This is a genomic window from Bradyrhizobium sp. USDA 3240, from assembly GCF_054063295.1.
The window spans coordinates 3,782,808-3,808,544 of the sequence record NZ_JBSSGD010000002.1; the positions used below are offsets into that span (position 1 = coordinate 3,782,808).

26 protein-coding genes are annotated in these 25,737 nt (G+C 64.7%); 13 read left to right on the forward strand and 13 right to left on the reverse strand.

Translation table 11 applies throughout. The annotated features are described in order from the left end of the window. Positions 1-174: 174 nt before the first annotated feature. Positions 175-927, forward strand: coding sequence for a transglutaminase-like cysteine peptidase (locus ACVIGA_RS18590; RefSeq protein ID WP_456667482.1), 753 nt, complete (start codon positions 175-177; stop codon positions 925-927). Between the two features lie 137 nt (positions 928-1,064). Here the strand turns inward: ACVIGA_RS18590 and ACVIGA_RS18595 are convergent, their stop codons facing one another. From ACVIGA_RS18595 to ACVIGA_RS18620, 6 genes are all read right to left on the reverse strand, one after another. Continuing rightward, the gene (locus ACVIGA_RS18595; RefSeq protein WP_456667483.1) at positions 1,065-2,264 is read right to left on the reverse strand and encodes an ABC transporter substrate-binding protein; all 1,200 of its coding nucleotides are present in this window, start codon (positions 2,262-2,264) and stop codon (positions 1,065-1,067) included. Between the two features lie 78 nt (positions 2,265-2,342). Next, complete coding sequence (locus ACVIGA_RS18600) at positions 2,343-4,181, reverse strand: AMP-dependent synthetase/ligase (RefSeq protein WP_456667484.1); 1,839 nt, start codon at positions 4,179-4,181, stop codon at positions 2,343-2,345. Between the two features lie 158 nt (positions 4,182-4,339). Beyond that, complete coding sequence (locus ACVIGA_RS18605) at positions 4,340-5,119, reverse strand: ABC transporter ATP-binding protein (RefSeq protein WP_456667485.1); 780 nt, start codon at positions 5,117-5,119, stop codon at positions 4,340-4,342. Positions 5,120-5,129: 10 nt separating this feature from the next. Further along, entirely contained in the window at positions 5,130-5,888 is a 759-nt protein-coding gene (locus ACVIGA_RS18610; protein ID WP_050403853.1) for an ABC transporter ATP-binding protein, read from the reverse strand. Beyond that, positions 5,885-7,036: a branched-chain amino acid ABC transporter permease gene (locus ACVIGA_RS18615; protein ID WP_456667486.1), complete on the reverse strand. Its 1,152-nt coding sequence runs from the start codon at positions 7,034-7,036 to the stop codon at positions 5,885-5,887. Before ACVIGA_RS18615 ends, ACVIGA_RS18610 begins: the two co-directional genes overlap by 4 nt. A 10-nt stretch (positions 7,037-7,046) precedes the next feature. Further along, complete coding sequence (locus ACVIGA_RS18620) at positions 7,047-7,922, reverse strand: branched-chain amino acid ABC transporter permease (RefSeq protein WP_212311793.1); 876 nt, start codon at positions 7,920-7,922, stop codon at positions 7,047-7,049. A gap of 292 nt (positions 7,923-8,214) precedes the next feature. On the opposite strand from ACVIGA_RS18620, the gene ACVIGA_RS18625 reads away from it, so the two are divergent. Next, positions 8,215-8,967, forward strand: a complete 753-nt coding sequence (locus tag ACVIGA_RS18625; protein WP_456667487.1) for an ABC transporter ATP-binding protein — start codon at positions 8,215-8,217, stop codon at positions 8,965-8,967. Then, positions 8,964-10,484, forward strand: coding sequence for a permease (locus ACVIGA_RS18630; protein ID WP_456667488.1), 1,521 nt, complete (start codon positions 8,964-8,966; stop codon positions 10,482-10,484). The genes ACVIGA_RS18625 and ACVIGA_RS18630 overlap by 4 nt, the downstream gene beginning before the upstream one ends. Positions 10,485-10,490: 6 nt before the next feature. Here the strand turns inward: ACVIGA_RS18630 and ACVIGA_RS18635 are convergent, their stop codons facing one another. After that, positions 10,491-11,429, reverse strand: coding sequence for an alpha/beta fold hydrolase (locus tag ACVIGA_RS18635; protein ID WP_456667489.1), 939 nt, complete (start codon positions 11,427-11,429; stop codon positions 10,491-10,493). 174 nt (positions 11,430-11,603) lie between these two features. Here ACVIGA_RS18635 and ACVIGA_RS18640 point away from each other — a divergent pair, with 174 nt between their 5' ends. Genes ACVIGA_RS18640 through ACVIGA_RS18650 form a run of 3 tightly spaced genes read left to right on the forward strand, consistent with a single transcriptional unit; the run spans position 11,604 to position 14,457 of the window. Then, the gene (locus tag ACVIGA_RS18640) at positions 11,604-12,419 is read left to right on the forward strand and encodes an MBL fold metallo-hydrolase (RefSeq protein ID WP_456667490.1); all 816 of its coding nucleotides are present in this window, start codon (positions 11,604-11,606) and stop codon (positions 12,417-12,419) included. 44 nt (positions 12,420-12,463) lie between these two features. Then, complete coding sequence (locus ACVIGA_RS18645; RefSeq protein WP_456667491.1) at positions 12,464-13,513, forward strand: amidohydrolase family protein; 1,050 nt, start codon at positions 12,464-12,466, stop codon at positions 13,511-13,513. Positions 13,514-13,524: 11 nt separating this feature from the next. Continuing rightward, a complete protein-coding gene (locus ACVIGA_RS18650; RefSeq protein ID WP_456667492.1) occupies positions 13,525-14,457 on the forward strand; it encodes a GNAT family N-acetyltransferase in 933 nt (310 codons plus the stop codon). A 209-nt stretch (positions 14,458-14,666) separates the two neighbouring features. Here the strand turns inward: ACVIGA_RS18650 and ACVIGA_RS18655 are convergent, their stop codons facing one another. The 3 genes from ACVIGA_RS18655 to ACVIGA_RS18665 form a co-directional block, all read right to left on the reverse strand. Continuing rightward, positions 14,667-15,923, reverse strand: a complete 1,257-nt coding sequence (locus ACVIGA_RS18655) for an aminopeptidase (RefSeq protein WP_456667493.1) — start codon at positions 15,921-15,923, stop codon at positions 14,667-14,669. Between the two features lie 118 nt (positions 15,924-16,041). Beyond that, positions 16,042-17,403 (reverse strand): 3-carboxy-cis,cis-muconate cycloisomerase, encoded by a 1,362-nt coding sequence (gene pcaB, locus ACVIGA_RS18660; protein WP_456667494.1) that lies wholly within the window; start codon positions 17,401-17,403, stop codon positions 16,042-16,044. Between the two features lie 60 nt (positions 17,404-17,463). Continuing rightward, positions 17,464-17,715: a carboxymuconolactone decarboxylase family protein gene (locus ACVIGA_RS18665; RefSeq protein WP_456667495.1), complete on the reverse strand. Its 252-nt coding sequence runs from the start codon at positions 17,713-17,715 to the stop codon at positions 17,464-17,466. Between the two features lie 277 nt (positions 17,716-17,992). Here ACVIGA_RS18665 and ACVIGA_RS18670 point away from each other — a divergent pair, with 277 nt between their 5' ends. The 4 genes from ACVIGA_RS18670 to ACVIGA_RS18685 are packed head-to-tail and all read left to right on the forward strand — an operon-like array spanning position 17,993 to position 21,598. After that, positions 17,993-18,952, forward strand: a complete 960-nt coding sequence (locus tag ACVIGA_RS18670; protein WP_456667496.1) for a Bug family tripartite tricarboxylate transporter substrate binding protein — start codon at positions 17,993-17,995, stop codon at positions 18,950-18,952. Positions 18,953-18,971: 19 nt separating this feature from the next. Then, positions 18,972-19,859: an NAD(P)-dependent oxidoreductase gene (locus ACVIGA_RS18675; protein WP_456667497.1), complete on the forward strand. Its 888-nt coding sequence runs from the start codon at positions 18,972-18,974 to the stop codon at positions 19,857-19,859. Then, the gene (locus tag ACVIGA_RS18680) at positions 19,856-20,836 is read left to right on the forward strand and encodes a Gfo/Idh/MocA family protein (protein ID WP_456667498.1); all 981 of its coding nucleotides are present in this window, start codon (positions 19,856-19,858) and stop codon (positions 20,834-20,836) included. The genes ACVIGA_RS18675 and ACVIGA_RS18680 overlap by 4 nt, the downstream gene beginning before the upstream one ends. Before the next feature lie 6 nt (positions 20,837-20,842). Further along, positions 20,843-21,598, forward strand: coding sequence for a GntR family transcriptional regulator (locus ACVIGA_RS18685; protein WP_456667499.1), 756 nt, complete (start codon positions 20,843-20,845; stop codon positions 21,596-21,598). Positions 21,599-21,719: 121 nt separating this feature from the next. Here ACVIGA_RS18685 and ACVIGA_RS18690 read toward each other — a convergent pair whose 3' ends face one another. Next, positions 21,720-21,947 carry a hypothetical protein gene (locus tag ACVIGA_RS18690; protein WP_456667500.1) on the reverse strand — a complete coding sequence of 76 codons (228 nt, stop codon included), beginning with the start codon at positions 21,945-21,947 and terminating at the stop codon, positions 21,720-21,722. Between the two features lie 287 nt (positions 21,948-22,234). Between ACVIGA_RS18690 and ACVIGA_RS18695 the strand changes: the two genes are divergently transcribed. Then, positions 22,235-22,411, forward strand: coding sequence for a hypothetical protein (locus ACVIGA_RS18695; RefSeq protein WP_456667501.1), 177 nt, complete (start codon positions 22,235-22,237; stop codon positions 22,409-22,411). 404 nt (positions 22,412-22,815) lie between these two features. Here the strand turns inward: ACVIGA_RS18695 and ACVIGA_RS18700 are convergent, their stop codons facing one another. Beyond that, positions 22,816-23,550, reverse strand: a complete 735-nt coding sequence (locus ACVIGA_RS18700) for a hypothetical protein (protein ID WP_456667502.1) — start codon at positions 23,548-23,550, stop codon at positions 22,816-22,818. 92 nt (positions 23,551-23,642) lie between these two features. Next, complete coding sequence (locus ACVIGA_RS18705; RefSeq protein WP_456667503.1) at positions 23,643-24,368, reverse strand: serine hydrolase domain-containing protein; 726 nt, start codon at positions 24,366-24,368, stop codon at positions 23,643-23,645. Between the two features lie 102 nt (positions 24,369-24,470). On the opposite strand from ACVIGA_RS18705, the gene ACVIGA_RS18710 reads away from it, so the two are divergent. Then, a complete protein-coding gene (locus ACVIGA_RS18710) occupies positions 24,471-25,097 on the forward strand; it encodes a Crp/Fnr family transcriptional regulator (protein ID WP_456667504.1) in 627 nt (208 codons plus the stop codon). A 363-nt stretch (positions 25,098-25,460) separates the two neighbouring features. After that, entirely contained in the window at positions 25,461-25,733 is a 273-nt protein-coding gene (locus tag ACVIGA_RS18715) for a hypothetical protein (RefSeq protein ID WP_456667505.1), read from the forward strand. Positions 25,734-25,737: the final 4 nt, after the last annotated feature.

Consider the following 25,737-nt stretch of genomic DNA (forward strand, 5'->3'; position numbering starts at 1 on the left):
CACAAACCGGTAAAGTTTTCGGGACCCGGCGCACGCGCCCTTTAGCCTCCTGCCCGGTTTCCCCACATCTTAAGTCGATTCGAAGGGATCGTTGGCCATGCTGCCGGCATGAAACGATCCGGTCGCGTGCGCGGTGCAGTATCCACCCGTCGATGAGCGGACAGGGGGTGTCACATGGGTAACTCGCTTCGCTCGTTTGCGCTGCGCGCCGTCATGCTGGGCTTCGGCCTGGCCATGGCCGCGCCGATTGCCGAGCTCAATGCCGCCTCGGTGCTTTCGCCCGGCCCGGCGACCCTCCTCAGAAAGTCGACCGAGCCGTTCGGGCTGGCGACCAGCCTGCTTGCCGACGGCGGCCTGCGCGAGAAATGGCTCGGCGTGCAGCGCCAGCTTGCCGACGAACTGGTGCAGCTCGCAGCCTGCGAGAGCGACCGTGCGGAATGTGCGTCGCCGGAGGCGCTGCGGTTCCTAGCAATCGTCGACGCCGGACGCGCGCGCAGCGGCCGCGCCCGTCTCGGCGAGATCAACCGCGCGATCAACCTGGCGATCCGCCCGGGCAGCGATCTCGCGACTTATGGCGAGCCCGACGTCTGGGCCACGCCGCTCGCCACGTTCGCCCGCGGCAGCGGCGATTGCGAGGATTATGCGATCGCGAAATTCGTGGCGCTCGGCAAGGCCGGCGTTGCGCCAGAAGATTTGCGCATCGTCGTGATGCATGACCTGCTCAGTGGCGAGGATCATGCCGTGGTCGCGGCGCGGCTCGACGGCCACTGGCTGACGCTCGACAACCGCCGCATGGCGATGATCGAGGATGCCGACATCAGGCGTTTTCGGCCGACCTTCGTGATCGACCAGAACGGCGTCAGCCGTTATGTCGATGCTCCGCTCGTCACCGAGGCCGCGTGGTGGTCGGCCGCGGGAGTGAATTGACGCGCTCGACTGCCGATCATGGCATGAGCCGCTGCCACAACGTCATTGCGAGAAGCGAAGCGACGAAGCAATCCACGTTTCCTTCGCGGAGCTATGGATTGCTTCGCTACGCTCGCAATGACGGAGTGCCGGACCGCTCAGAACATCAAATTGTCCTTCACAAGTACCCAGCGGCCGCCCTTGACCTGCTGCACCTGGGTGATGGTGTTGGCGAGATGATCGGTCTTTGAGAACTTGGTCGGCGGCGAGCTGAAGATGTCGAGGAACTTGTCGCCTGACTCCAGCGCGTCCAGCATCTTCTGGCCGGTTAGATCCTTGCCCGCCTTCTGCGCGTAGAAGGCGAAGGTCATCACTGCGTTGTAGCCGATGATCGCCTGCGTGTTGGCCTCGCTGTTGAACATCTTCTTGTAGTTGACCAGCCAGTCCTTCACCTTGCCCTTGGCGGTGTCCTCGTAGGGAATCTCGAAGCCCGACGCGGCGTAGAGGCCCTCGACCGCTTCCTTGCCGAGCGCCGGCACTTCGAGCACGTTGGTCGGCGTGGCGCCGAGGAAGGTCACGTCCCAGCCGAGCTTCTTCGCCTCGTTCATCGCGCCGATGGTCTCGCGGATCACGGTGCCGAGCACGACGAGATCGCAGCCGTCGGACTTCATCTTGGCGACCTGCGCCGAGAAGTCGGAGGCGCCGCGCTTGTAGCTCGTGATCGAGGCGGGTTGCACCTTCATCGCGCCGAGCTGCTGGGTGAAGCCGTCGAGCACGTTCTTACCGTACTCGTCGTCCTGGTGCATGATGCACGGCTTCTTGAAGTTCTTCCACTCCATCATGTATTTGATCGCGGCGCGCGTGCTCTCGACATAGGGCAGCAGGTTGTTGAACTTCAGCCGCTCCTGCGGCTTGGCGGGATCGAACTTGAAGGTGAATTCTGCGGCGGTCAGCGGGAAAAGCTGCAGCACGCCGGCATCGAACAGGATGTCCTGCGCGGCGAGCACGGTCGGCGAGCCCATCGGGCCGATCATGGCAAAGACCTTGTCGCGCTCGACCATCTTCTGCGAGGCCAGCACGGCCTTCTTCGGGTCGTAGCCGTTGTCCTCCAGGATCATCTTGATCTTGCGGCCGTTGATGCCGCCGCTGGCGTTGATTTCCTCAACCGCCATCTTCATGCCGTTGGACACCGGAACGCCCCAGACCTTGATCGGGCCGGACAGGTCTTGATGCGTTCCGATCACGATCTCGGTCGGCGAGATGCCTTCATTGGTGACCTTGGTCTGGGCTGCGGCCGGCACACAGGTCAGCGCCAGCGCGCTCACCACAAGGCCCAGCGCCTTCAGCGATTTCGACATTGCAGTCTCCTCCTCACATGGCCCATGTTGAGCGAAGGGTCGGGCCTGCTCGCTCCTTCGCCAATTCCATGCCTTCGCTTACGCGACCGCGCGTTCGCCATACATGGCGTCGATCTCGGCCGCGTAGCGCTTGTTCACAAAGCTGCGCTTCAGCTTCATGGTCGGTGTCAGCTCCTCGTCTTCGGGCGTGAGCTGGCGCTCGATCAGGTAGAATTTCTTGACGGTCTCGACGCGCGCGAACTTTGCATTGACCGCCTCGATCTCGCGCTGAATCAGGTCCTGGATCTCGCGAGCCCGGCACAGGCTCGCGTAGTTGGTGAAGGGGATGTCCTGGTCCTGGGCGAATTTCTCGACATTCTCCTGATCGATCATGATCAGGCAGGTGAGATACGGCCGCTTGTCGCCGATCACGACCGCATCGGAGACGTAAGGCGAGAATTTCAGCTGGTTCTCGATCTCCGACGGCGTGATGTTCTTGCCGCCGGAGGTGATGATGATGTCCTTCATCCGGTCGGTGATCTTCACATAGCCTTCATTGTCGATCGCACCGACGTCGCCGGTGTGCAGCCAGCCTTTCGCGTCGATCGTCTCGGCGGTCTTCTCCGGCTGGTTGAGATAGCCCATGAACAGGAAGTCGCCCTTGATCAGGATCTCGCCCTTCGGGCAGATCATGACCTCGCCCCAGGGGGCGGCCTTGCCGACCGAGCCGAGCTTGATGCGCTCCGCCGGCATCATGGTCGCGACGCCGCAATTCTCGGTCTGGCCGTAGACCTCGCGCATGTCGATGCCGAGCGCGAGATACCAGCGGATCAGATCCGGCGAGATCGGCGCCGCGCCGGTCAGCGCGATCCGGCAGCGGTCGAGCCCGAGCATGCGGCGGATGTTGCGGAACACCAGCCAGTAGGCCGCACGGTTGGCGAGCCGCAGCGACAGCGGCGGCGTCTCGCCCTCCAGCCGGCACTCGGTCATCCGGTTGCCGATCGCAAGCGCGCGGGCGTACATCCAGTTCTGGAACGGGGTCGCGTCCTTCAGCGCGATGGTGATGCCGGAATAGAACTTCTCCCAGATCCTGGGCACCGCAAGGAATGCAGTCGGCTGCACCTCGCGCAGATTATCCGGCACCGTCTCCGGGCTCTCGGCAAAATTCATCACCGAACCCAGCGCGAGCGAGATGTAGTAGCCACCGACCCGCTCGGCGACATGGCAGAGCGGCTGGAACACCAGCCGCTCCTCGCTGTCGGTCGAAGGATAGAGATCGTTGGCGTGGCGCATCTGGTGCGTGACGCTGCGGTTGGAATGCATCGCGCCCTTGGGCGGGCCCGTGGTGCCTGAGGTGTAGACCAGGATCGCGAGATCGGAGGCGGTGCGGCTGCCGGTCATCTCATCCCACAAGGCATCATTGCCCCGCGCATGATTGCGGCCGAGCGCCGTGAATTCGGCGAGCGACAGCACCATCGGATCGGAGAATCCGGAGAGGCCCTCCATGTCGAACACGACGATTTTTTCCAGCGTCGGACAGCGCGACCGGCAGGTCAGCACCTTGTCGAGCTGCTCCTCGTCCTCAACGAACATCACCCGCGTCCGGGAATCATTGACCAGGTATTCGACCTGCGCCGCCGAATCGGTCGGATAGATGCCAGAGGACACGCCGCCGGCGCACAGGATGCCCATGTCGGCATAAACCCATTCCGGCACCGCGTTGGCGATGATCGAGGCGACGCCGCCGGGGCGGAAGCCGGTCGCATGCAGGCCGAAGGCGATGTCCTTGGAGATCTGCAGCCATTCGCGCCAGCTGGTCGGTTGCCAGATGCCGAACTTCTTCTCGCGGATCGCGGGCCGGTCGCCACGCGTCTGCACCGCGAGCAGAAAGCTCCTCGCGATCGTGTCGGCAACCGTCAGCACCGCTGGTCCTGCCATGCGCGCTCCCTCCTCTGCCGCTTGCCTCATCCGCCGGCTCGAAGGCCGGTCTTGTTCGCGAAGCAGGCCCGAAATCTAGCTCCAACTCGCTCTCAGCGCCAAACCTTCCTCGGCCAACTTTAGTCGACGCCAACCTTCGTCTGCGGCAGCCTTACCTCTCAGCGCCACGTCTTCTTCTTTTTCCAGCGCCGCTCGCCCCGCGCGCCGGCTTCCTTGGCGCCGAGGTAGAACTCCTGGATATCGGGCGAATTCAACAGCCGTTCGCAGGTGTCGTTCATGACGACGCGGCCGATCTCCAGCACATAGCCATAATGCGCCGTCTCCAGCGCGATCTTGGCATTCTGCTCGACCAGCAGGATCGACATGCCCTGCTCCTCATTGACCCGGCGGATGATGGTGAAGATCTCCTTCACCAGGATCGGCGACAGCCCGAGCGACGGCTCGTCCAGCAGCAGCAAGGTCGGCCGGTTCATCAGCGCCCGCCCGATCGCAAGCATCTGCTGCTCGCCGCCCGAAAGCTGTCCGGCCGGCTGGCCGAGCCGCTCCTTCAGCCGTGGAAAATAGCCGTAGACGCGTTCGAGGTCCTGCGCCACACCGTCGCGGTCCTTGCGCAGAAAGGCGCCCATCATCAGGTTCTCGCGCACCGACAGGAACGGAAACACCTCGCGTCCTTCCGGCACATGGCTGAGGCCGAGCCGGACGATCCGGTCGGCCTCCATGCGCTGGATCGGCTTGCCCAGGAATTCGATCGACCCCTTCTGCGGATCGAGGATGCCGGAGATAGTCTTCAGCACGGTGGTCTTACCGGCGCCGTTGGCGCCGAGCAGCGTCACGATCCGGCCGCGCGGCACCTCGAGGCTGATGCCGCGGATCGCCATGATCGGCCCGTAATAGCTCTCGATGTTGGAGAGTTTCAGGATGATGTCGGGCGTGCTCATGGCATCATCCTCATGCGCCGAGATACGCTGCGACGACGTCGGGATGGTGCTGCACCTCGGACGGCGAGCCCATCGCCAGCACGCGGCCGTAGTTCAGCGCGATGACGCGGTCGGAGACCCGGTTGACCAGCGTCATGTCGTGCTCGACCATCAAGACGGTGATGCCGAGCTCGCTCTTCATGTCACGGATCCAGAACGACATGTCGTCGGTCTCCTCGACGTTGAGGCCGGACGACGGTTCGTCGAGCAGGATCAGCTTCGGCTCCGAGCACAGCGCGCGCGCCAGCTCGATCACCTTGCGCACGCCGTAAGGCAGTCCCGAGATCAGCTTGTCGCGGTAGGGCTCGAGATCGAGGAATTCGATCACCTGCTCGACCCGGCGACGATGCGCCTTCTCGCCGGCGCGGACGCTCGGCAGGAACAGGAGCTCCTGCCACAGCTGGGTGGTGGAATGGCGATGCCGGCCGACCAACAGGTTGCTCAGCACGGTGGCATTCTCGAACAGCTCGATGTTCTGGAAGGTCCGCGCGATGCCGAGCTTGGCGATGTCGTAGGCCGGCTGCTGGGTGATGTCCTGATCCTCGAAGAAGATCTTGCCCGAGGTCGGCGGATAGATCCGCGAGATCAGGTTGAAGATCGAGCTCTTGCCGGCGCCGTTGGGCCCGATGATCGAGAGTATCTCGCCCTTCTCGACCGCGAAGCTGACTGCATCGACCGCCTTGAGGCCGCCGAAATGCAGGGACAGGTTCTCGGCGCGGAAATAGCTCATCGGTTCCGCTCCGATTTCACGTAGATCTTCTGCCGCTTGAAGGTCGCGCGCTTGTAGAGCGGGAACAGCTGGAAGAAGAGCTTGATCTTGAGCCAGCGGCCATAGAGCCCCAAGGGCTCGAACAGCACGAACACCACGATGATGACGCCGTAGATCGCGCCCTTCAGCCCGTTGGCGGAGGCGAAGGCCGCGACCGCATCCTGGATGTGGCCTGCGCGTTCCGTGCCGGCGCCGAGCGTGGCGGCGACGCCGGCGATCACGCCGGGCATGTCGTCCTTCAGGTAGGTCAGGAACGGATCGATCATGACCAAGAAGATCGCGCCCAGCACTGCACCGTGCAGGCTGAACGTACCGCCGATCAGGATCACGATGATGAACTCGATCGAGAGCTGCAAGGTGAACATCTCGGGCGAGATGAAGGAGAGCTTGTGGGCGAACAGCACGCCGGCAAAGCCCGTGATCGCCGCCGAGATCGCGAACGACTTCACCTTGTAGAGCGCGACGTTGATGCCCATGCTGCGCGCCGCGGTCTCGCTGTCGCGGATCGCGACAAAGGCGCGCCCGGTCGGCGAGCGCAGCAGGTTGAGCGTGCCGACGATGGTCAGCACCAGGACCGCGAGACACAGATAATAGAAGGTCGGGCCGTCGCGCGACACCGTGGTGCCGAGCAGCTGAATGGTCTTGACCCGCATGCCTTCATTGCCGTGGGTCACGCTTTCCCAGCGCGCCAGGATTTCCTCGACGATGAAGGCAAACGAGATCGTCGCGATCACGAGATAGATGCCCTGCAGCCGCAGCGCCGGAAATCCGACCAGCGCACCGACTACGCCGGTCAACAGCCCCGCCGCGAGGAAATAGACCGGAAACGGCACGTTGAATTGCTGCAGATAGGCCGCCGTGTAGGCACCGATCGCCAGAAACGCGGCATGGCCGAGCGAGGCCTGTCCGGTGAAGCCGGTCAGGATCAAGAGCCCGACGCCGACGGTCGCATAGATGCAGACGAAGACGAGCTGGCTCATCAGATAGCTTGAGAGCACGTGGGGCGCGATCAGCAGCACCGCCAGCAGCAGGCCGTAGGAATAGATATAGCCGGAATGCGGAAACAACCTGATGTCGTCTTCATAGTCGGTCTTGAAGAGAAACCGCATGTGTTCCCCCTCAAACCTTCTTGCGGACATGAAGGCCGAACAGGCCCTCGGGCTTGAGCAGCAGCACCGCGAGCAGCACGATGTAGGGCGCGACGTCCTTCCATCCCTGCGGCAGATAGAAGCCGGCCATGCTCTCGATCACGCCGATCAGGACGCCGCCGACCACGGCACCCGGGATCGAGCCGAAGCCGCCGAGCACCGCGGCCGGAAACGCCTTCAGCCCCAGCACCAGGCCGACATTGGAATGGATGAAGGTGATCGGCGCCAGCAGCACGCCGGCGCAGGTCGCCACCGCTGCCGAGATCGCCCAGACGATCGAGACCACGCGCTTGACCGGAATGCCCATGTAATAGGCAGCCAGCATGTTCTCGGAGCTGGCGCGCATCGCGGTGCCGAGCGTGGTGCGGTTGAAGAACAGATAGAGCAGCGCGCACAGGATGATGGTCGCCGCGATCACCGACAATTTGTCATAGGCGAGCACCAGGCTGCCGATCCTCAGGACGCCCTGGCTGAATGGCGTTTCGATCTTGAAGTCGTCGGTGCCCCAGATCATGCCGGAGACCGAGCGCAGGAAATAGCCGAGCCCGATCGTCGCCATGATGATGGAGAACTGCGGATAGCCGAGGATCGGCCGCACCACGACCCGCTCGGCCAGCATGCCGAACAGCGCCATGCAGATCACCGCGCCGGCGAAGCCGACCCAGTAATTCAGCCCGAGCATGCCGATGAAGGTGAAGGCGAAAAAGCCACCCAGCATCATCAAATCGCCTTGCGCGAAATTGACGACCTCGGTTGCCTTGTAGACCAGCACGAAGCCGAGCGCGATCAGGCCGTAAACGCAGCCGAGCGCGATGCCGCTGACGAGCTGCTGAACAAAGTCCAGCATCGTTCCCTCCCCGATGCCCGGCGATTCTTATCCGATCGCTCGTCGCATCCCGCCTTCACGCCTTGTGTCGGAAGCGCTGAAAGCTGCCTATGTCCGCTCCGATTGAGCCAAAAGGCCCGTTCCCTGTCAACAAACCGCTGATCCGGCTGTATCATCACATTTGCGGAGATATGCCGCAGCACGGACTAATACGGATATCGCGGTCGATTTGCTCCGTGCGATTCACTGCACCGAAACGGTTTTTGTCCAAGCTTGCGCAACCGACGAGCGAACTCCCGGATCGCCACACACCATGACTTCGCAACTGTCCGCACTCGCCGTGCGAGGGTTAACCAAGCGTTTTGACCGCCCGGCGGTCGACGCGCTCGATCTCACCGTCCGTGTCGGTGAATTCTATGCGTTGCTCGGGCCGAACGGCGCCGGCAAGACCACGACGCTACGCATGGTGGCGGGGCTGTTGCGGCCCGATGCCGGCTCGGTGTCGATCCTCGGCATCGATGCGCTGGCCGACCCGGTCTCAGCCAAGCAGATCATGGCCTGGGTGTCCGACGAGCCGATGATCTACGACAAGCTGACGCCGCTCGAATATCTCGAATTCGTCGCTGGCCTGTGGGGCATCGATCCCCGCACGTCGGAGAAGTCGGCGCGCAATCTCCTGGTATCGCTCGGGCTGGAGCCGCATCTCAACGAGCGCTGCGAAGGCTTCTCCAAGGGCATGCGCCAGAAGGTGGCGCTCGCCGGCGCGCTGGTGCACGATCCCCGCCTCATCATTCTCGATGAACCGCTGACCGGCCTCGACGCGCTGTCGGCGCGTCACGTCAAGGGACTGTTGCAGGAGCGCGTCCGCGCCGGCTGCACCGTGATCATGACCACCCACATTCTCGAAGTCGCCGAGCGCATGGCCGACCGCATCGGCGTCATCGCGGCCGGCAGGCTGATCGCCGAGGGCACGCTGGCCGAGCTGCGCGAGCAGAACGGCCGCAACGACACCACCCTCGAGGACATGTTCATCGCGCTGGTCGATACCGAGGCGGCCGCCGCGTGAGCTCGACCGCCCATCTCACCTGGTTCGCCCGCCACGAATTCCGCCTCGCCTGGCGCGAATGGCTGGCGATGATGACCGGCGGCCGGCGCCGGCGCAATCGCGCCGCGATCGGCCTCTTGATCTTCGCGGCGATCCTGCATCTGCCGGCCTATGCCGTGGTCGCCCGCTATGTCGACCTGCGGTTTCCGCTCGATCCGTCCTCGCTGATCGTGCTGACCGCGACGATCTTCCTGTCCTGGGCGCTGATGCTCTCGCAGGCGATCGAGTCGGTGACGCGGGTGTTCTACGCCCGCGCCGATCTCGATTTGATCATGTCGTCGCCGGCAAAGCTCACCAACATCTTCTCGATCCGGATCGCCGCGATCGCATTGACGGTGAGCAGCATGGCGCTGTTGCTGTCGACCCCGTTCATCGACGTGCTGGTGTATCTCGGCGGCGCACGCTGGCTTGCCGGATTCGGCGTCGTGCTTGCGATCGGGGTGTCGGCGGCCGCCGCGGCGATCGCCGTCACCGCGTTGCTGTTTCGCCTGATCGGACCGGGCCGGACGCGGCTGGTGGCGCAGATCGTCTCCGCCGTCATCGGCGCCGGCTTCGTCATCGCGCTGCAGGTCGTCGCCGTGCTGTCCTACGGTACGCTGTCGCGCTTTGCCTTTCTGACCTCGGAGACCGCGGCACGCATTGCCCCGGCCCCCGACAGCCTCGTCTGGTGGCCGGCGCGCGCATCGCTCGGCGATGTCGACATCATGCTGCTGCTGCTCGCCACAGCGCTCGTGCTGCTCGGCGTCGTGATGGCGGTGTTCGCGCCGCGGTTTGCCGACACCGTCGCGCGCGTGGCCGCCAATCCGGCTGCGGTCACGCAGGGACGGGCCCGCGCGTTCCGGAGCGGCTCGCGGCAGCAGGCGCTGCGGCGCAAGGAATTGTTGCTGCTACGCCGCGATCCGTGGCTGCTGTCGCAGAGCCTGATGCAGATGCTCTATCTGCTGCCGCCGGCGCTGATGCTGTGGCGCAGCTTCTCCGGGACGTCGACCGCGATCGTGCTGATCACGCCCGTCATCGTGATGGCCGCAGGCCAGCTCGCCGGCGGACTGGCGTGGCTGACCATCTCGGGCGAAGACGCGCCCGATCTGGTGGCGACTGCGCCGCTGCCGCCGTCGCGTGTGACCCGCGCCAAGGTCGAGGTCGTCCTGCTTGCGATCGCTGCGGTTTTCGCGCCGCTGGTGGCCGCGCTGGCGTTCGCCTCGCCGGGGCAGGCCGTGGTGACGGCGATCGCGATCGTCATCGCGACGGCATCCGCCGCCGCGGTCCAGCTCTGGTTCCGCGCGCAGGCCAAGCGCAGCCAGTTCCGCCGGCGCCAGACCTCCTCCCGCATCGCCACCTTCGCGGAAGCCTTCTCCTCGATCGGCTGGGCCGCAACTGCCGCACTAGCCCTGACGATCCCGATGGCCGCGCTCGTCAGCGGCATTCTGACGCTGCTGACACTTGCGACAGCCTGGAAGATCAGCCCGCGGCGCGTTTGACGGTCATCACGCCTTCATCACTTCCATCACCGCCGCGGCGAACGCCTCCGGCGCTTCCTGCGGCAGGTTATGGCCGGCGCCCGGGATCACGCGATAGGCGCGGCGCGCCGTGTACTTCGCCGCGCTGGCGCTGCCGTCGCCGGCAGCCGTAACCCCGTCATCGCCGCCGTCGAGCGTAATGGTGGGGACCGTAATCACCGGCAGCGCGTCCAGCCGCCGCTGAATGTCAGCATACTGCGGATCTCCAGCGACAACGCCGTAGCGATGCCGGTAGCTGTGGATCACGACGTCGACATAATCAGGATTGTCGAATGCAACTGCAGTCCGCTCGAAGCAGGCGTCATCGAATGCCCAGCTCGGCGACCATTGCGACCACAATAGCTTCGCGATGCCGGCCCGGTGGGCGGCGAGCCCGGCGCGCCCCCGCTCGAGCTGGAAGTAATACTGATACCACAGCGGCACTTCGCGCTCCGGCCGCGCCGGCACCATCGCATGCGCGATGTCCTGGATCATGTAGCCGTTGGTGCAGACGAGGCCGATGCATCGTTCCGGCCACAGCGCCGCACCGATCGAGGCGGCGCGGCCGCCCCAGTCATAGCCGGCGAATACCGCGCGCCTGATGCCGAGCCCATCCATCAGCGCCAGCAAGTCGGCGCCGACCGCCGCCTGCTCGCCCGAGCGTGGCGTCGCCTTGTCGCGGAACACCGTCGGTCCGTAGCCGCGCAGATAGGGCACGATGACCCGGCAGCCCTGCGCCGCCAGCAGTGGAGCGACGTCCACGTAGGAATGGATGTCGTAGGGAAAGCCGTGCATCAGCAGCACCGCCGGCCCGTCCGCCGGACCCGCCTCGTAATAAGCGATGTCGAGCACGCCTGCGTCGACATGGCGCAGCGGCTCGAGCCGCCTGGTAGATGATGCGCGCGGCGCGGAGCTATTGTCAGTCACGCAGAACTCCCTGATCGCTGTGATCTGCGCGGCATGGTAGCGCGTCCCGACTCAAGAATCGCCCGGATCGTATTGCAGTCAACGCCATGGAGCGATGCGCCCGCCTCATCATGACGACACGCCGATTGCGCGATAGTGTGACGCCGGCGGATATCGCCGGAGACGGAACAACTCATGCTGAGATTGCTTGCCGCGCTCGCTTTGCTGGGAACATTGACCAGTCACGCCCTGGCGCAGGACGCCCCGCGCAGCGAATGCCTGGCGATGGCCAATGCACCGCCGCACGCCGTCCCGGTGAACTACCGGCGCGTCGCGGCCAAGGCCGACGAGGTCGCGATCACCTATGCCGGCCATTCCACCTATTACATCGACACGCCCGGCGGCGTCAGGATCGCGACCGACTACAACGGCGTCTACCGGACCGGGCGGCTGCCCGACGTCGCGACCATGAACCGGGCGCATGCGACGCATTACACGCTGTTTCCCGACCCGAAAATTCCCCACGTGCTGCATGGCTGGGGCGAGAACGGCCAGGCCGCGCATTACGGGATGCGGATCGGCGACGTCTATATCCGCAACGTCACCACCGACATCCGCCGCTATTGGGGCGAAGACTCCGGCGGCGAGATGATCAAGGACGGCAATTCGATCTTCATCTTCGAGGTCGCCGGCCTCTGCATCGGCCATCTCGGCCACCTCCACGTCAAGCTCGACGACAGCCATTTCGCGGCGATCGGCCGGCTCGACATCGTGATGGTGCCGATCGACGGCACCTATACAATGTCGCTCGACGGCATCTCCGAGATCACCAAGCGGCTGCGCTCAGCCGTCGTGCTGCCGATGCACCGCTTCGCCACCCCGCTCGACGAGTTCATGCGCCTGATCGGCCAGCAATTCGAGATCGACCGCCGCGGCGGTGAGCGCACGTTGCGGATTTCACGCGACACCCTGCCGGCGACGCCGACGGTGATCATTCTTGACGGGGTGTGACGTCTCTTTTCAAGAAGAAGCAAAACCAAACGGGAGCGAAATCGATGACCAGTACCTTGCCGGCCTCTGCGAGCGGACTCTACGCCAATCCGCGCGAAGACTGGCTCGCCCAATATACCGAGGAGATCATCGATCCCAACAGGCCGATCGTCGATCCGCACCATCATCTCTGGGACCGCGGGGGCTTGCGCTACCTGATCGAGGAGATGCGCGACGACATCGCCTCGGGCCACAACATCGTGGCGACCGTCTATGTCGACTGTCGGTCGATGTACCGCGCCGACGGGCCGGAGGCGTTCCGCCCGGTCGGCGAGGTCGAGTTCGCCAACGGCGTCGCGGCGATGGCGGCGAGCGGCGGCTACGGCAAGGCGGCGATCTGCGCCGGCATCGTCAGCCACGTTAACCTTCTGATCGGCGATCAGGCCAAGGCGGTGCTGGAGGCGGAGATATCAGCCGGCAACGGCCGGTTCCGCGGCATCCGCCACTCCTCGGCCTGGGACGAGGACCCCAATGTCGCCCACATGTATGCCAACCGCCCGAAGGGCATCTTGCTGGATTCCACCTTTCGTAGGGGGTTCGCCTGCCTGGCGCCGCTCGGGCTCAGCTTCGATGCCTGGCTGTTCCACCCGCAGATCGGCGAGTTGACCGACCTCGCCCGCGCCTTCCCCGACACAAGGATCGTGCTCGACCATTGCGGCGGGCCGGTCGGCACCGGCCGCTTCGCCGGCAAGCGCGAGGAAACCTTTCCGGTCTGGAAGGCGTCGATCCAGGAGATCGCCAAATGCCCGAACGTCGTGGTCAAGCTCGGCGGGCTCGCGATGTGCCTGCTCGGCTACGACTTCCACCTCCGCCCCAGGCCGCCCTCGTCGGAGGAACTCGCCGCCGCCTGGCGGCCCTATGTGGAGACCTGCATCGAGGCGTTCGGCCCGAGCCGTTGCATGTTCGAGAGCAACTTCCCACCTGATAAGGGACAGTGCAGCTATCAGGTGATCTTCAACACCTTTAAACGGCTTGCATCACAATATAGCGAAGCCGAAAAGACGGCGTTGTTCTTGCAGACGGCAAAGGATGTCTATCGGCTCGATATCGGGTAAACTTGCGACTCATGGATGACAGCATCACCATCCGGCCGCTTCGTGAGGCTGATGCAGAAGCGGTGGTCGAACTCTACGCAAAGGCGGCTGCGGTGGAACCGCGGCTGGGCCCTGTCACGCTGCCGCAGTGGGACCAGTTCCTGAAACTGCCGCAGAACCGTGGCGGCCGCGATTTCCGCGTTGCCGAACGGAACGGCCGGCTGCTCGGCTTGGCCGAATCTTCGTTGCGCGATCAGGGCGCGCATCATTCGAGGTTCCTCAAGATCGTCGTCGCGCCCGAGATGCGGCGCCGCCGGATTGGCCTTGCGCTGTTCGACGACGTGCTTGCGATCGACACCGATCCCGATCTCACCGTCCAGACGCTGGTGAGCAGCGACTGGCCGGCGGGAATGGCCTTCGTCGCCGCCTTCGGCTTTGTTCATCTTGAGTCCGAGATCGGGATGAAATGCGTCGAGCCGTTGCAGCCGGCGCGCACGCTCGCGGCGGCCCGCGCCACCATCGAGCAGGCCGGCGACGTCACCGCCTGCGCCGGCGAGGTGGCGCGCATCCATAACGCCGCCTATGCCTCGGACTCCGCCTTCCGACGGTATTCGCCGGAGGAGATGGCGCAGGTCCTGTCCGAGAGCGAAGTCTGGATCGCGTCGGAAGATGGCCAGATGTCGGGCTTCTGCCTGACCGAGCCGGAACGGAACTCGATGTGGATCGAGTCGGTCGCGGTCGACCCGGCACGGCAGGGACGCGGGCTCGGCCAACTGCTGGTCTACCGCGTGCTGGCCGCACACGACGTGTCGGTCGAGCATCCCTGCTGGCTCAACGTCTCGAGCCGCAATGCTGCCGCGCTGAAAATCTATCGCCGGCTCGGGTTCAAGCCGCAGCACGAGACCTGCCGCTTCAGCGCGCCGCGCGACGAGCTGATCGCCGCGCGGGAACGCAGGTTTCAATAGCACCCTGCAGCGTAAGCCCGGCAACAGCAGATTTATCCCCGTCACCCTGAGGAGCCGCGAAGCGGCGTCTCGAAGGGTCGACGGCCACACTCTCGGTGGTAGAGAAGCAACGCGCGGACGCATCTGGGCCGTGCATCCTTCGAGACGCGGCCAAGTGGCCGCTCCTCAGGATGACGGAATTGAGCTGCGCAAGATGGGCTAGCCGCCCCTTACGCCCACTCGCCCTTGCGGAACACTGGCACGCTGCGGCCGTCGGCATGGATGCCGTCGATGTCGGTGTGGGCGGAGCCGATCATCCAGTCGATATGGATCAGGCTCTTGTTGCCGCCCTGCTCGGCGATCTGCTGCGGCGTCAGCTTGTCGCCGTTGACGAAGCATTTCGAGTAGCATTGGCCGAGCGCGATGTGCGAGGCGGCGTTCTCGTCGAACAGCGTGTTGAAGAACAACAGCCCGCTCTTCGAGATCGGCGATGAGTGCGGCACCAGCGCGACCTCGCCGAGGCGGCGCGCGCCCTCGTCGGTGTCGAGCACCTTGTTCAGCACCTCCTCGCCGCGCGACGCCTTGGCCTCGACGATGCGACCTTCCTCGAACTTCACCGAAATATTGTCGATCAGCGCACCCTGATAGGACAGCGGCTTGGAGCTGACGACATGGCCTGAGACGCGGCGGCAGTGCGGCGTGGTGAAGACCTCCTCGGTCGGGATGTTGGCATTGCAGACAATGCCGTTCTTGGCGGTCGACGCGCCGCCTTCCCATTCATGACCGTCGGCAAGGCCGATCGTGAGGTCCATTCCGGGGCCGGAATATTTCAGCGCATGGAAGCGCTGGCCGTTCAGCCATTCGGTGCGCTCGCGCAGTCTGGCATTGTGCTGTTCCCAGTTGGCGACGGCGCCGTCCTGATCAACCCGAGACGCAGAGAAGATTGCATCCGCGAGCTTGGCCACCGCGACATCCTCGGCATCATCAGGGAATACCTGCTTGGCCCACGACGTGCTCGGATAGGCGATGATGTTCCAGTTGGTGTCGAAATTGACGATCTTCTGCAGCGCCGGCTGGTAGGCGATCGAATTGGCCTTGCTGGCGCGCGCCACCTTGGTCGGGTCTTCGCCCGACAGCAGCATCGGATTGTCGCCGACGATCGCGAGCCGCGCGGTGTTGGCACCGAACGCCTTCGCCATGCCCTCATAGAGCCAGCCCGCGGCACGATCGAAGCTCGCGTCGTTGGCGTAGCGATAGCGCGCCAGCGTGAGCTCCTCGTCCGAGAAGAACGGGGTCACGAGACCCGCGCCGGCCTTGTAAGCGTGCTCCGCCACCCGCCGCACCAGCGGCATCGCCGCGGAAGGCGCCGTCAGCAGCAGGTCCTGTCCCGGCTGCAGTTGCAGGCCGACCTTGATCGCGACTTCGGCGAGCCGATCGAGTTTGACAGGATCGATCGAGGCGGAAAGGTTGCGTTGATGTGCGGTCATGAAGTGTCCGGCCGTGTCGTTTGAGGGCTTTGAGGATTCGTAGTCCAATTCGATCGGCGTTCGCAAGGTTCCCGCCCGCCGCGTCCGATCACGCGACGGCGAGCAATTGCCTCGAATTTTACCGCTTCACTGAGGCCAGCACCCGGTCGACCATCTCGGGCGCGAGGCCGAGATAGTTTTTCGGCGCGGTGAGGCGATCGATCGTCGCCCGATCGATCCGGCTCGCGACGCGATCATCCACCGCCAGCGCCTCGGCCAGCGTCAGGCCCTTGTCGTTGGCGACACGGCAGGCGTCGTAGACCACATCATGCGCCTCCTGCCGGCCGATCGCGGGCGCAAGGCCCATCATCACGGCTTCAGCCACAATGAGCCCGCGGCTGATGTCGAGATTGGCGGCCATCCGCTTTTCATCAACAATCAGGCCGCCAAGCGCGAACCTCGCCTGATGCAGCGCGCCCGCGGTCAGCACGAAGCTTTCCGGGATCGCCATCCATTCGGCGTGCCACGGGCCGGTGGCGCGTTCGAAATCCTGCACCATGGCATCCAGCATCAGGCCGGCATGCTGGCGCACCGCCTTGGAAGCAGCGAGCATCAGCTCCGACGAGATCGGGTTGCGCTTCTGCGGCATGGTCGAGGACGCGCCGCGTCCCTTCACGAAGGGTTCGTAGACCTCGCCGAATTCGGTCGAGGCCATGATCATGATGTCGAGCGCGATCTTGCCGAGCGTTCCCGTGACCAGCCCGAGGAAATTCACCGCTTCCGCCAGACCGTCGCGCGCGACATGCCAGGTCGAGACGGGCACACCGAGGCCGAGCTCCTCGCACAGCGCCTGCTGGACCTCGAAGCCCTTGTCACCCAGCGAGGCCAGCGTGCCGGCGGCGCCGGCGAACTGGCCGACCAGCACGCGCGGCTTCAGCTCGGCCAGCCGCGCGGCATGGCGATCGAACGCGGCAAGCCAGATCGCGGTCTTGTAGCCGAAGGTCACCGGCAGCGCCTGCTGCAGATGGGTGCGGCCGGCCATCGGCGTGTCGCGGTATTTCGTCGAGAGATCGGCGAGGATGCCGCGCAGCACGGCAATGTCGTCCTCGATGATCCCAAGGCCATCGCGCAGTTGCAGCACCACAGCGGTGTCCATGATGTCCTGCGTAGTGGCGCCCCAATGGACGTAGCGGCCGGCCTCGCCGCACTGCTTCGCCATCTGATGCACCAGCGGCAGGATCGGGTAGCCGACGATGTCGGTCTCTTGCCGCAGCAGGTCGAAATCGAACGCGGCGACGTCCGTGCGCTTTGCGATCTCCGCGGCCGCTTCCGCAGGGATCACGCCGCAACGGGCTTCGGCCTTCGCGAGCGCCACTTCGACTTCGGCATAGCGCTGGAGCAGCCGCAGGTCGGAGAACACCTCGCGCATCGCGGGCGTGCCGAAGGCATCGCGAAACAGCACGGAATCGAGCACGGTGGTCGAAGTGGGGAAGCCGGACATGGACGCATCCTGTTGCCGTTCGCAGTCGGCAACGTCCCTATCACGGCGCAGGCCCGTGCCCTACCCCTCCGCAGGCGCCTCGCCGAACACCTCGGCTGCGATCTTGCTGGTCTCGATCGCGGCTGGAATGCCGCAATACATCGCGACCAGCAGCAGCACGTCCTGCACCTGCGCGGCGGTGCAGCCATTGGCCAGCGCGCCCTTGGCATGGACGCGGAACTCGGTGGGCTTGCTGCTCGCCGCGGTGATGCCGAGCATCACGAGGCTGCGGATCTGGTCGGACAGCCCGGAGCGCTCCCAAGACGTCGCCATAGACGTAGGCATTGATGATGTTTTGCAGCGGCGTGCCAAAATCGCCCGCGGCGGCCATCCGCTTGGCGACATCGACCTCGCCGAACATCTTCTGGCGCCGGCGCAGCCCGCGGGCATGGAGATCGCTGGTGTCCACCATCGTCGTCTGGCTCCCCTGTATGGGTTATTTATACGGATAAATATGTCGCTCCTCAATATTTCGATAGGCCTACTGCTTGCCTTTCTGATCTATTTGTCCGTATAAATTTGCCCAAAAGCAGGGACGGAGGGGACCGGGATGAAGTTACGGCTGGGGCTGCTCGTCGTCCTGCTCGCTGCGCTTCCGGCCCTGCCGGCTTTCGCGGCGGACGATTTCCCGCAGCGGCCAATTAAGATCATCGTGCCGTTTCCGGCCGGCGCCGGGCCCGACAATGTCGCGCGGCTGGTCGGCCAGCATCTGCAGGACGCGTTCGGCCAGACCGTGCTGATCGAGAACCGCGCCGGCGCCCTCGGCAGCATCGGCGCCCAGGAAGTCGCCCGCAGCGCGCCCGACGGCTACACGCTGTTGATGGGCACCAACACCACCCATGCCAGCAATGTCGCGACGCTGAAAAGCCTGCCCTATGATCCGGTGAAGGATTTTGCGCCGGTGATCCGCACCACCACCACGGCGATGGTGCTGCTGGTCAACCCGAAGCTTGCGGCGAAGGACCTGCCGCAGTTCCTCAGCTACGCCAAAACCACCCCCAATCTGACCGCGGGCTACGGCTCCGGCGCCTCGCAGATCTCGATCGCGCAGCTGCAATCGCGCGGCGGCCTGTCGCTGATCGCAGCCTCCTACCGCGGCGTGCCGCAGGCGATGACCGATGTGATGGCAGGCGTCATCGACCTGACCCTCGGCGACTTCTCGGTCGCGATCCCGCAGATGCAGGGCGGCACCTTGCGCGGGATCGCCGTGACATCGGCGACCCGCAACGAGCTGACGCCCGGCCTGCCCGCGCTCTCCGAAGCAATGCCCGGCTTCGAGGCCACCATCTGGTACGGGCTGTTCGCGCCCGCCGGGACGCCGGAACCGGTGGTCAACAAGATCTACGCCGAATGCGCCAAGTACCTCGCGATGCCGGAGACCAGGAAGAAGCTCGCCGATGTCGGCGTGATCGTGGCGCCGCTGGCGCCGGCCGAGTTCGGCGCCTTCGTCAAGAGCGAGGTCGTGCGCTGGTCGGCGGAGGTGGAGGCGGCCGGCATCCAGCCGCAATAGCGCGAAGCGGCGTCGCATCATGGCTCGCGAGACACCTGTCGGCATGATTGGCCTGGGCCTGATGGGATCGGCGCTTTCCGCGCGGCTGATCGATGCCGGCATCGGGGTGATCGGCTTCGACGTCGATGCCGCGAAGAGCGACGGCTTGCGGGCCAGCGGCGCCGAGTTCGCGGCCTTCGCCGCCGACGTGGCGGCGCGGTGCCGGATCATCGTGATTGCCGTGTACGATGCGGCCCAGGTCATGGGCCTGTTACCGGACCTCGCGAATGCGACAGTGCCGCCGCTCGTGATCTGCACCACGACCTGCGCGCCGGGCGAGATCACGGCGATCGCCGAATTCGCCGCGCGCGTGCGCCTTGCCTTCATCGAAGCGCCGATCTCGGGCACCAGCGCCGAGGTCCGCGCGGGCACGGCCACCGCGCTGGTCGCCGGCGACGGCGACGTCATCGCGGCCGCCGCGGCGACGCTCGACATCCTCTGTCCGCGGCGGATCAACGTCGGCGCGATCGGCAATGCTAGCCGCACCAAGCTTGCCATCAACCTGATCCTGCAGAACAACCGCGCCGCCTTGGCCGAAGGCATCGCCTTTGCCGAAAGCCTCGGCCTCGACGGCGCGAGCTTCCTTGCGACCGCGCGGCAATCGGCGGCATATTCCAGCGTGATGGACAGCAAGGGACCGAAAATGCTGGTGCGGGATTTCGCGCCGCAATCGCATATCGCGCAGACCCTGAAGGACGCCGAGCTGATCCTGCAGGAGGCCGACCGGCACGGCCTGCCGTTGCCGCTGACCTCGGCGCAGGCCGAGTTGCTGCGCGCGGCAATCGCGCTGCAAGGCCCGGACAGCGACAGCGCCGCAGTGATCGAGGCGATCCGGGCCGGACGCGACCAGAGCAAGGAACACTCATGATCAATTGTGCGATCGCGGGCCTCGGCCGCTGGGGCCGCGCGCTGGTCCAGGCCGCTCAGAGCGAGCCGCGGCTGCGGATCGTTCGCGCGGTGGAACCCGACACGAGCGGCGCCGCGGACTTCTGCGCGGCGCACGGTCTGTCCCCCGCGGCCAGCCTGGAGGCCGTGCTGGCCGAGCCCGATATCGATGCCGTGCTGCTCGCAACACCGCATTCGCTGCACCGGAACCAGGTGATCGCGGCAGCCAGAGCCGGTAAGCAGGTGTTTTGCGAGAAGCCGCTGGCGCTCAAGCGCAGCGATGCGGCCGAGATGTTCGCGGCCTGCCGCAACGCCGGCGTGCTGCTCGCGGTCGGGCATAACCGCCGGTTCTGGCCGTCGATGCAGGCACTGCGCGCGATGGTCGCCAGTGGCGAGCTCGGCACCATCCTGCATGTCGAGGGCCACAACAGCAACGAGAACTCCCTGGCCGTCACGCAGGGCTGGCGGCTGTCGCCCGAGGAGTCGCCGGGCGGCGGGCTGACCGGCGCGGGACTGCATGTGCTCGACGGCTTCGTCAGCCTCCTTGGTCCTGCCCGACAGGTTTATGCCCGGTTGAGTGAACGCGAGGCCGGGCCGCCGCCACTCGACACTGCAACTTTAGCGATTGAATTTGTGAATGGCGTGAGTGCAACCCTTGCGACAATCCGCGCAACACCGTTCTATTGGCGCGTGCATGTGTTCGGGACGAAGGGATCCGCAGAGGTGCTCGACGAGGGGACGATGGTGCAACGGAAATCCGGCGAGGCACCGAAAACGACGCGCTATCCGGCGGTCAACACGCTCACCGCGGAACTTTCGGCCTTTGCCGACGCGGTCGAACGCAGACAGCCGTTCCCGGTGCCCGAAGCGGATGTGCTGGCGACGCTCGCCGCATTCGAGGCCGCGTTGCAGTCGATGCAGTCTGGACATCCGGTTGCCTGCCATACGGCATACCAGTGATGCGCCATGTCTGAACAACCGGAGAGGGCAAGATCGTCCCGCTACCGCGACATCGCCACCGGGCTGCAGAAGGACATCCGTCTCGGCGCCTACGCGGTCGGCAATCTGCTGCCGACCGAAACCGAGTTGATGGCGAGCTATCAGGCGAGCCGCCAGACCGTGCGCGAGGCGCTGCGCATCCTGATCGACCAGGGCCTGATCGTGCGCCGCGCCGGCCTCGGTTCGGTGGTGATCGCCTCCGAGCCACCGGTGCTGTTCACCCACAGCGTCAAGTCACTCGGCGAGTGGCTGCGCTATTCCAACGAGACCTACCGCGACGTGGTCGGTAGCAGCGACATCGTCGCCGACCGCAAGCTGGCCGCGCTCCTGAAATGCGAGCCCGGCAAGAGCTGGTTCCTGATCGAGGCCGTGCGCCGCTCCGACCAGTTCGCCGCACCGCTCGGCTGGACCGAAATCTACGTACTGCGCCGATTCGCCGATGTCGTGACCCGCAGCGACCACGGCCGCACCCCGGTGCACGAGCAGATCGCCAAGATGTACGGCCAAGTCACCGAGCGCGCGCAGATGGAAATCTTCGTGCGGAGCATGCCGGCGCCGATCGCCAAGGCACTCGGCGTCAAGACCGGATCGCCGGCGCTCACCGTGGTACGCCGCTACTACGGCCTGCGCGAGGAACTGTTCGAGGTCACCATCACCACGCACCCGGAAGGGCGCTACACCTACACGATGGATATGCAGCGCTCGCTGCGGCCGAAGCTCTAGATTCTAGTTTTGACACGTTTTCTTCACGCGAACCGGTGTCCACTTCGCTCGAAAACGCTCTGGCTTTTGTGGAGACGCGTTGTCTTGACGCGAGGCGGAAACCGCTTCGCTTGAAATTGCGCTAGCGCGCCCGGGCCAGATGCGTGCTGCTGGCAGAGGTATGTGCCATCTGCGGGGTTCCGCTCACGCCCCAGATCACGACCGCGATCAGCGCGGCCGCCCAGACATATGGCACAGCATTCGGCTTCTTCATTTCCGAGATCATCCCCACCGTCTCAGGTGCACCGACGAACCTTACAACCTCGGTCGTGAATCTCACGACCTCAATCGTCAGCGTCTCATCAGGCACCCATCCTTCACAACGCTACTAAGGTTAGACCTTGTCGGTTTCGGGACGTCTTCGTGCGAATCCAGAAATGATTTCGTCGGAACCGGCTCCTCTCATCCGAATTGATGAGACTGAGGTCTCAACGGCCTCGGCCGCTTGCGACAAGGCCGGAGAATTTCCTGCTTAAATTTGAGTCAGTTGCACAACAAACATTCCAAAGACCCCCCGCTGAATTCTTTTTGATTGTCCGCCGGACTCCGGCCGTGGCATGCCTGCGCCTGTGACACCGCGATGACAAGGGTTCTCCCGTGACTGCCCAATCGGCCAAACCGCACGGCGGCTCCCGCCGCCACTCCCAGGAAACCCAGGACGAGGTCGCGCGGTCGCTGGAGCGGGAGCTTCAGTTCCTGACCGAAGAGCGCCAGGAGCGCGCCCTCCGGCTCGGCTTCGACTTCGCAGCCAAGACGCCGAAGACGGACCACTAGCCGCGCTGCCGCCCGCTTCCGATTCAACTGTCGAACAGCTACTCGGTGTCATTACCCGCGCATGCGGGTGATCCGGTATTCCAGAGACGCCTGTGCTTGAGCCGAGAAGCCGCGGCGTACTGGATCGCCCGCATGCGGGCATGACACCGGCGAGAATGCGATGCCGCGGCTCCATCCCAGGCGTCGTCCCGGCGAAGGCCGGGACCCATACGCCGCAGCAGTTGTTGTGAGAGAGACTCGTCGTTCCAGCCTCGCACAACAACAGTCGTTCGTGGTTATGGGTCCCGGCCTTCGCCGGGACGACGATGAGGACGGTTCTCGCGCGATACGACGCATCATCATTGCGGACTTCACGGTGTCCGTGAGGATGGGCCGCGAGCGCTGGGTAGAACCGTCACGCCAGGCTATTGGCCGCCCTGCGCTTCCGCATCGACCTGCACATCCTGGCCGAAGCGATCCTTGCCGCTGAGCCTGGCCTTGCCGCCGTCGAACGTGAGCAGCCATTTGCGGTCGGTATCACCGCCGACCAGACGCAGGTCGATCGCAAACGTCTCAGCAGTCTGCCACGTCCCCTTCAGCGCCATCACGCCGAGCGGCGTCGGCTGGCCGAGACGATAGGTGCCGTCGAGCCCGATCGGTCCCGCCAATCTCACCACCGGCCGCGCCGGATCCGGCGTCGTTTCCAGCTCATAGCGCGGGGACGGATCGGTCAGATACAGCGTCAGCACCCGCAGATTGAGGCCGTTGGCCGGGAAACGCCAAGTCTTGCCCGAGATGGCCGCCGCGGTCTCGGGCACAGCACCGACCGCCGACGGCTTTTCCGTCGCGCTATCTCGCAGCGCCGCGGCAAGCTGATTGCCACCGGCGGAGTTCACCGGCAGCGCCGTGTCGGACTTGACCGCGCCGGAAACGTCGTCGGCCATCCTGCCGAACGAGCAGTAGTTGCGCGCGGTCACGACGGTGACGATGTCGAGCGCGGGAAAGATCATGATCAGCTGGCAGCGGTCGCCGACCGCCATGAAGGCCTGCTGCTTCGGCATCACCCAGAAGAAATTGGCGTAGTGCAGGGACGGATCGAACGAGGTGTGCATCTCGGTCGTCGCGTGCCTGATACGATCGACCCAGCCGAACGGCAGCAACCGCTGCCCCTCCCATTCGCCGTCATGCAGATAGATCAGCCCGATCTTGGCGGCGTCGCGCGGCGCGAGCAGAAGCCCACCGCCGCCCTGGGTCAGCCCCGGCCCGATGCTGTGCCAGTACGGCGCGGCAACCCGAGCGGGCGAAACAATTTCGTCACCGCATAGTCCCGCGCGCTCACGCCGGTGAGCTTGTTGATGATCGCGGCCAGCAGCTGCGGATTGCCGGTGTTGTAGTAGAACGCCTCGCCCGGCGCCTTCGCCATCGGACGGTCCAGGATGAACTGGATCGCATCGGGGCTGCGCCCCCATTCGATCAGCGACTCCGGCCTGCCGCCCTCGACGCCTTCCGTCCAGGCCATCCCCGAGGTCATGTCGAGCATGGTCTGGATCGTGATCGCCCGCTTGCGGTCATCGAGATTGGCGATGGTGCGGTCGCCAAAGAAGTCCACCATGTGATGGTCGAGGCTGTCGAGCACCTTGTCCTTGAGCAGCATCGCGACCAGCGTGCCGGTCACCGCCTTGGTGACGGAATTGAAGAGATGCGGAATCTCCGGCGTATACGGCGCATAGTAAGCGTCGAGCACGATCCGGCCATGACGCGCAATCAGGAGGCTATCGAAACTGTGAGCCGCGCCAAAGTTGACGAGCCGCGCCAGCGCGCCGGAGTCCATCCCCTGCTCTTCCGGCGTCGAACTCTGCCACTGCCGGGTCGGCCACACAGGATCGGCGCCGCCTTCTGCGCGGGATGCACCTGACAAAGCTGAGGCTGCGAGCAGCAACCCGGTCAGGATCGGTAGGGCCAGTCGTCTGAGATGCATGGCATGGCCTCATTTCCGCCCAAGAGAATAAGCGCACTGGTATATGTTTCCAGTCGTTTTCAGAGCGCATTTCTTGCAATTCATTTCTGACGGGGCGCTGTCATGACGCTGATCGATGGCTTGGGTTACCTCGCGTCGGCTCTTGTGTTGCTGACGTTCTGCATGAGCACGATGTTGAGCCTGCGCGCTGTCGCGATATCCAGCAACCTGGCATTCATCAGCTATGGATTGGGCGACCGGATCTACCCCGTGCTCATCCTGCACATCATTCTGCTGCCGCTCAACGTGGTATTGCTGTTCCAGATGGTTCGGCTGCTTCGCAAGGCCAGGCGCGCTGCCGCGACTGACCTTTCTCCGAGCTGGCTGCAACCGTTTATGCGGCCGAAGCACATCAAGGCAGGAGAAACGATCTTCAGGAAAGGCGATGACGCCGACCTGCTCTACATGGTCGTATCGGGCGAGGTCAGGTTTCCCGAGATCGATCGCGGGGTCGCGGCGGGCGAGTTGTTCGGAGAAATTGGACTGTTCTCACTCGAGCGACGACGCACGCAGACTGCCCTGGCAGCGACCGATGTGGATTTGCTGTCGATCAGCGATGGCGCACTGATGAAGCTGTGCGAACGCAATCCAGGACTGTCGCTGTATTTCCTGCGGCTGACGGCGACCCGGATGACGGAAAACGCAGCCCGCGCCATCGGGGTTGCCGCGGCACCGCCCAATCCGGCGTAAAGCGCGGGGGCACTGCGTCGCTTGCAGGCCTACGGCGCGGACGACGACGCAAGGCTCGGCAGCGGCGCGAACTGCATCTCTGCAACGGCCGAGCCGGCATACGCACTGGCGATCAGGATCATGACTCGAATGGCGACGAACATGGTGCCTCCTCAGTCTTTTTGTTGCTCTCTTGATGCCAGAGACTTCTTTCCCGCCGGTGAGGAAAGCTGGTTGCCGCAACCTTGAAGGCATTGGTAAGCGAGCCGTTTACGCAAGCCCGTTCATGAGTTGGGAACCGTATCGGCCGATCGGCCGGAGCGCTAAACGCGCGGTTCACTGTGTCCAGGCATTGTTCGCCTCAATCAAGAAGGCGCAATCACAATGCCAATTTTCAGGACGATCCTTGTTGTCGTATCGATTTTTCTTGCCGGCTTGTACGTCTACGATACCTGCCGCAGCGACTGGCTCACCATGCCGGCATCGGTAAACGATATCTTTGCGCGACGATGGCCGGAACCAGATGAATTTCGTGGCACGGCTCTCCCCGTCGCCACCCTCGCCGCAACCGCGACGCCGGCGGCGCGCGTTAGGGAAACGTTTGCGATGTTCATCCCCAGGGACGCACGACGCCACCTGATGCAACGCAGCCTTTAACGCT

Bases quoted from the DNA above. Each gene is read 5' to 3' on its own strand.
- ACVIGA_RS18590 (WP_456667482.1), top strand. From the start codon at position 175: ATGGGTAACTCGCTTCGCTCGTTTGCGCTGCGCGCCGTCATGCTGGGC.
- ACVIGA_RS18595 (WP_456667483.1), bottom strand. From the start codon at position 2,264: ATGTCGAAATCGCTGAAGGCGCTGGGCCTTGTGGTGAGCGCGCTGGCG.
- ACVIGA_RS18600 (WP_456667484.1), bottom strand. From the start codon at position 4,181: ATGGCAGGACCAGCGGTGCTGACGGTTGCCGACACGATCGCGAGGAGC.
- ACVIGA_RS18605 (WP_456667485.1), bottom strand. From the start codon at position 5,119: ATGAGCACGCCCGACATCATCCTGAAACTCTCCAACATCGAGAGCTAT.
- ACVIGA_RS18610 (WP_050403853.1), bottom strand. From the start codon at position 5,888: ATGAGCTATTTCCGCGCCGAGAACCTGTCCCTGCATTTCGGCGGCCTC.
- ACVIGA_RS18615 (WP_456667486.1), bottom strand. From the start codon at position 7,036: ATGCGGTTTCTCTTCAAGACCGACTATGAAGACGACATCAGGTTGTTT.
- ACVIGA_RS18620 (WP_212311793.1), bottom strand. From the start codon at position 7,922: ATGCTGGACTTTGTTCAGCAGCTCGTCAGCGGCATCGCGCTCGGCTGC.
- ACVIGA_RS18625 (WP_456667487.1), top strand. From the start codon at position 8,215: ATGACTTCGCAACTGTCCGCACTCGCCGTGCGAGGGTTAACCAAGCGT.
- ACVIGA_RS18640 (WP_456667490.1), top strand. From the start codon at position 11,604: ATGCTGAGATTGCTTGCCGCGCTCGCTTTGCTGGGAACATTGACCAGT.
- ACVIGA_RS18645 (WP_456667491.1), top strand. From the start codon at position 12,464: ATGACCAGTACCTTGCCGGCCTCTGCGAGCGGACTCTACGCCAATCCG.
- ACVIGA_RS18650 (WP_456667492.1), top strand. From the start codon at position 13,525: ATGGATGACAGCATCACCATCCGGCCGCTTCGTGAGGCTGATGCAGAA.
- ACVIGA_RS18655 (WP_456667493.1), bottom strand. From the start codon at position 15,923: ATGACCGCACATCAACGCAACCTTTCCGCCTCGATCGATCCTGTCAAA.
- pcaB (WP_456667494.1), bottom strand. From the start codon at position 17,403: ATGTCCGGCTTCCCCACTTCGACCACCGTGCTCGATTCCGTGCTGTTT.
- ACVIGA_RS18665 (WP_456667495.1), bottom strand. From the start codon at position 17,715: ATGGCGACGTCTTGGGAGCGCTCCGGGCTGTCCGACCAGATCCGCAGC.
- ACVIGA_RS18670 (WP_456667496.1), top strand. From the start codon at position 17,993: ATGAAGTTACGGCTGGGGCTGCTCGTCGTCCTGCTCGCTGCGCTTCCG.
- ACVIGA_RS18675 (WP_456667497.1), top strand. From the start codon at position 18,972: ATGGCTCGCGAGACACCTGTCGGCATGATTGGCCTGGGCCTGATGGGA.
- ACVIGA_RS18680 (WP_456667498.1), top strand. From the start codon at position 19,856: ATGATCAATTGTGCGATCGCGGGCCTCGGCCGCTGGGGCCGCGCGCTG.
- ACVIGA_RS18685 (WP_456667499.1), top strand. From the start codon at position 20,843: ATGTCTGAACAACCGGAGAGGGCAAGATCGTCCCGCTACCGCGACATC.
- ACVIGA_RS18705 (WP_456667503.1), bottom strand. From the start codon at position 24,368: ATGCATCTCAGACGACTGGCCCTACCGATCCTGACCGGGTTGCTGCTC.
- ACVIGA_RS18710 (WP_456667504.1), top strand. From the start codon at position 24,471: ATGACGCTGATCGATGGCTTGGGTTACCTCGCGTCGGCTCTTGTGTTG.
- ACVIGA_RS18715 (WP_456667505.1), top strand. From the start codon at position 25,461: ATGCCAATTTTCAGGACGATCCTTGTTGTCGTATCGATTTTTCTTGCC.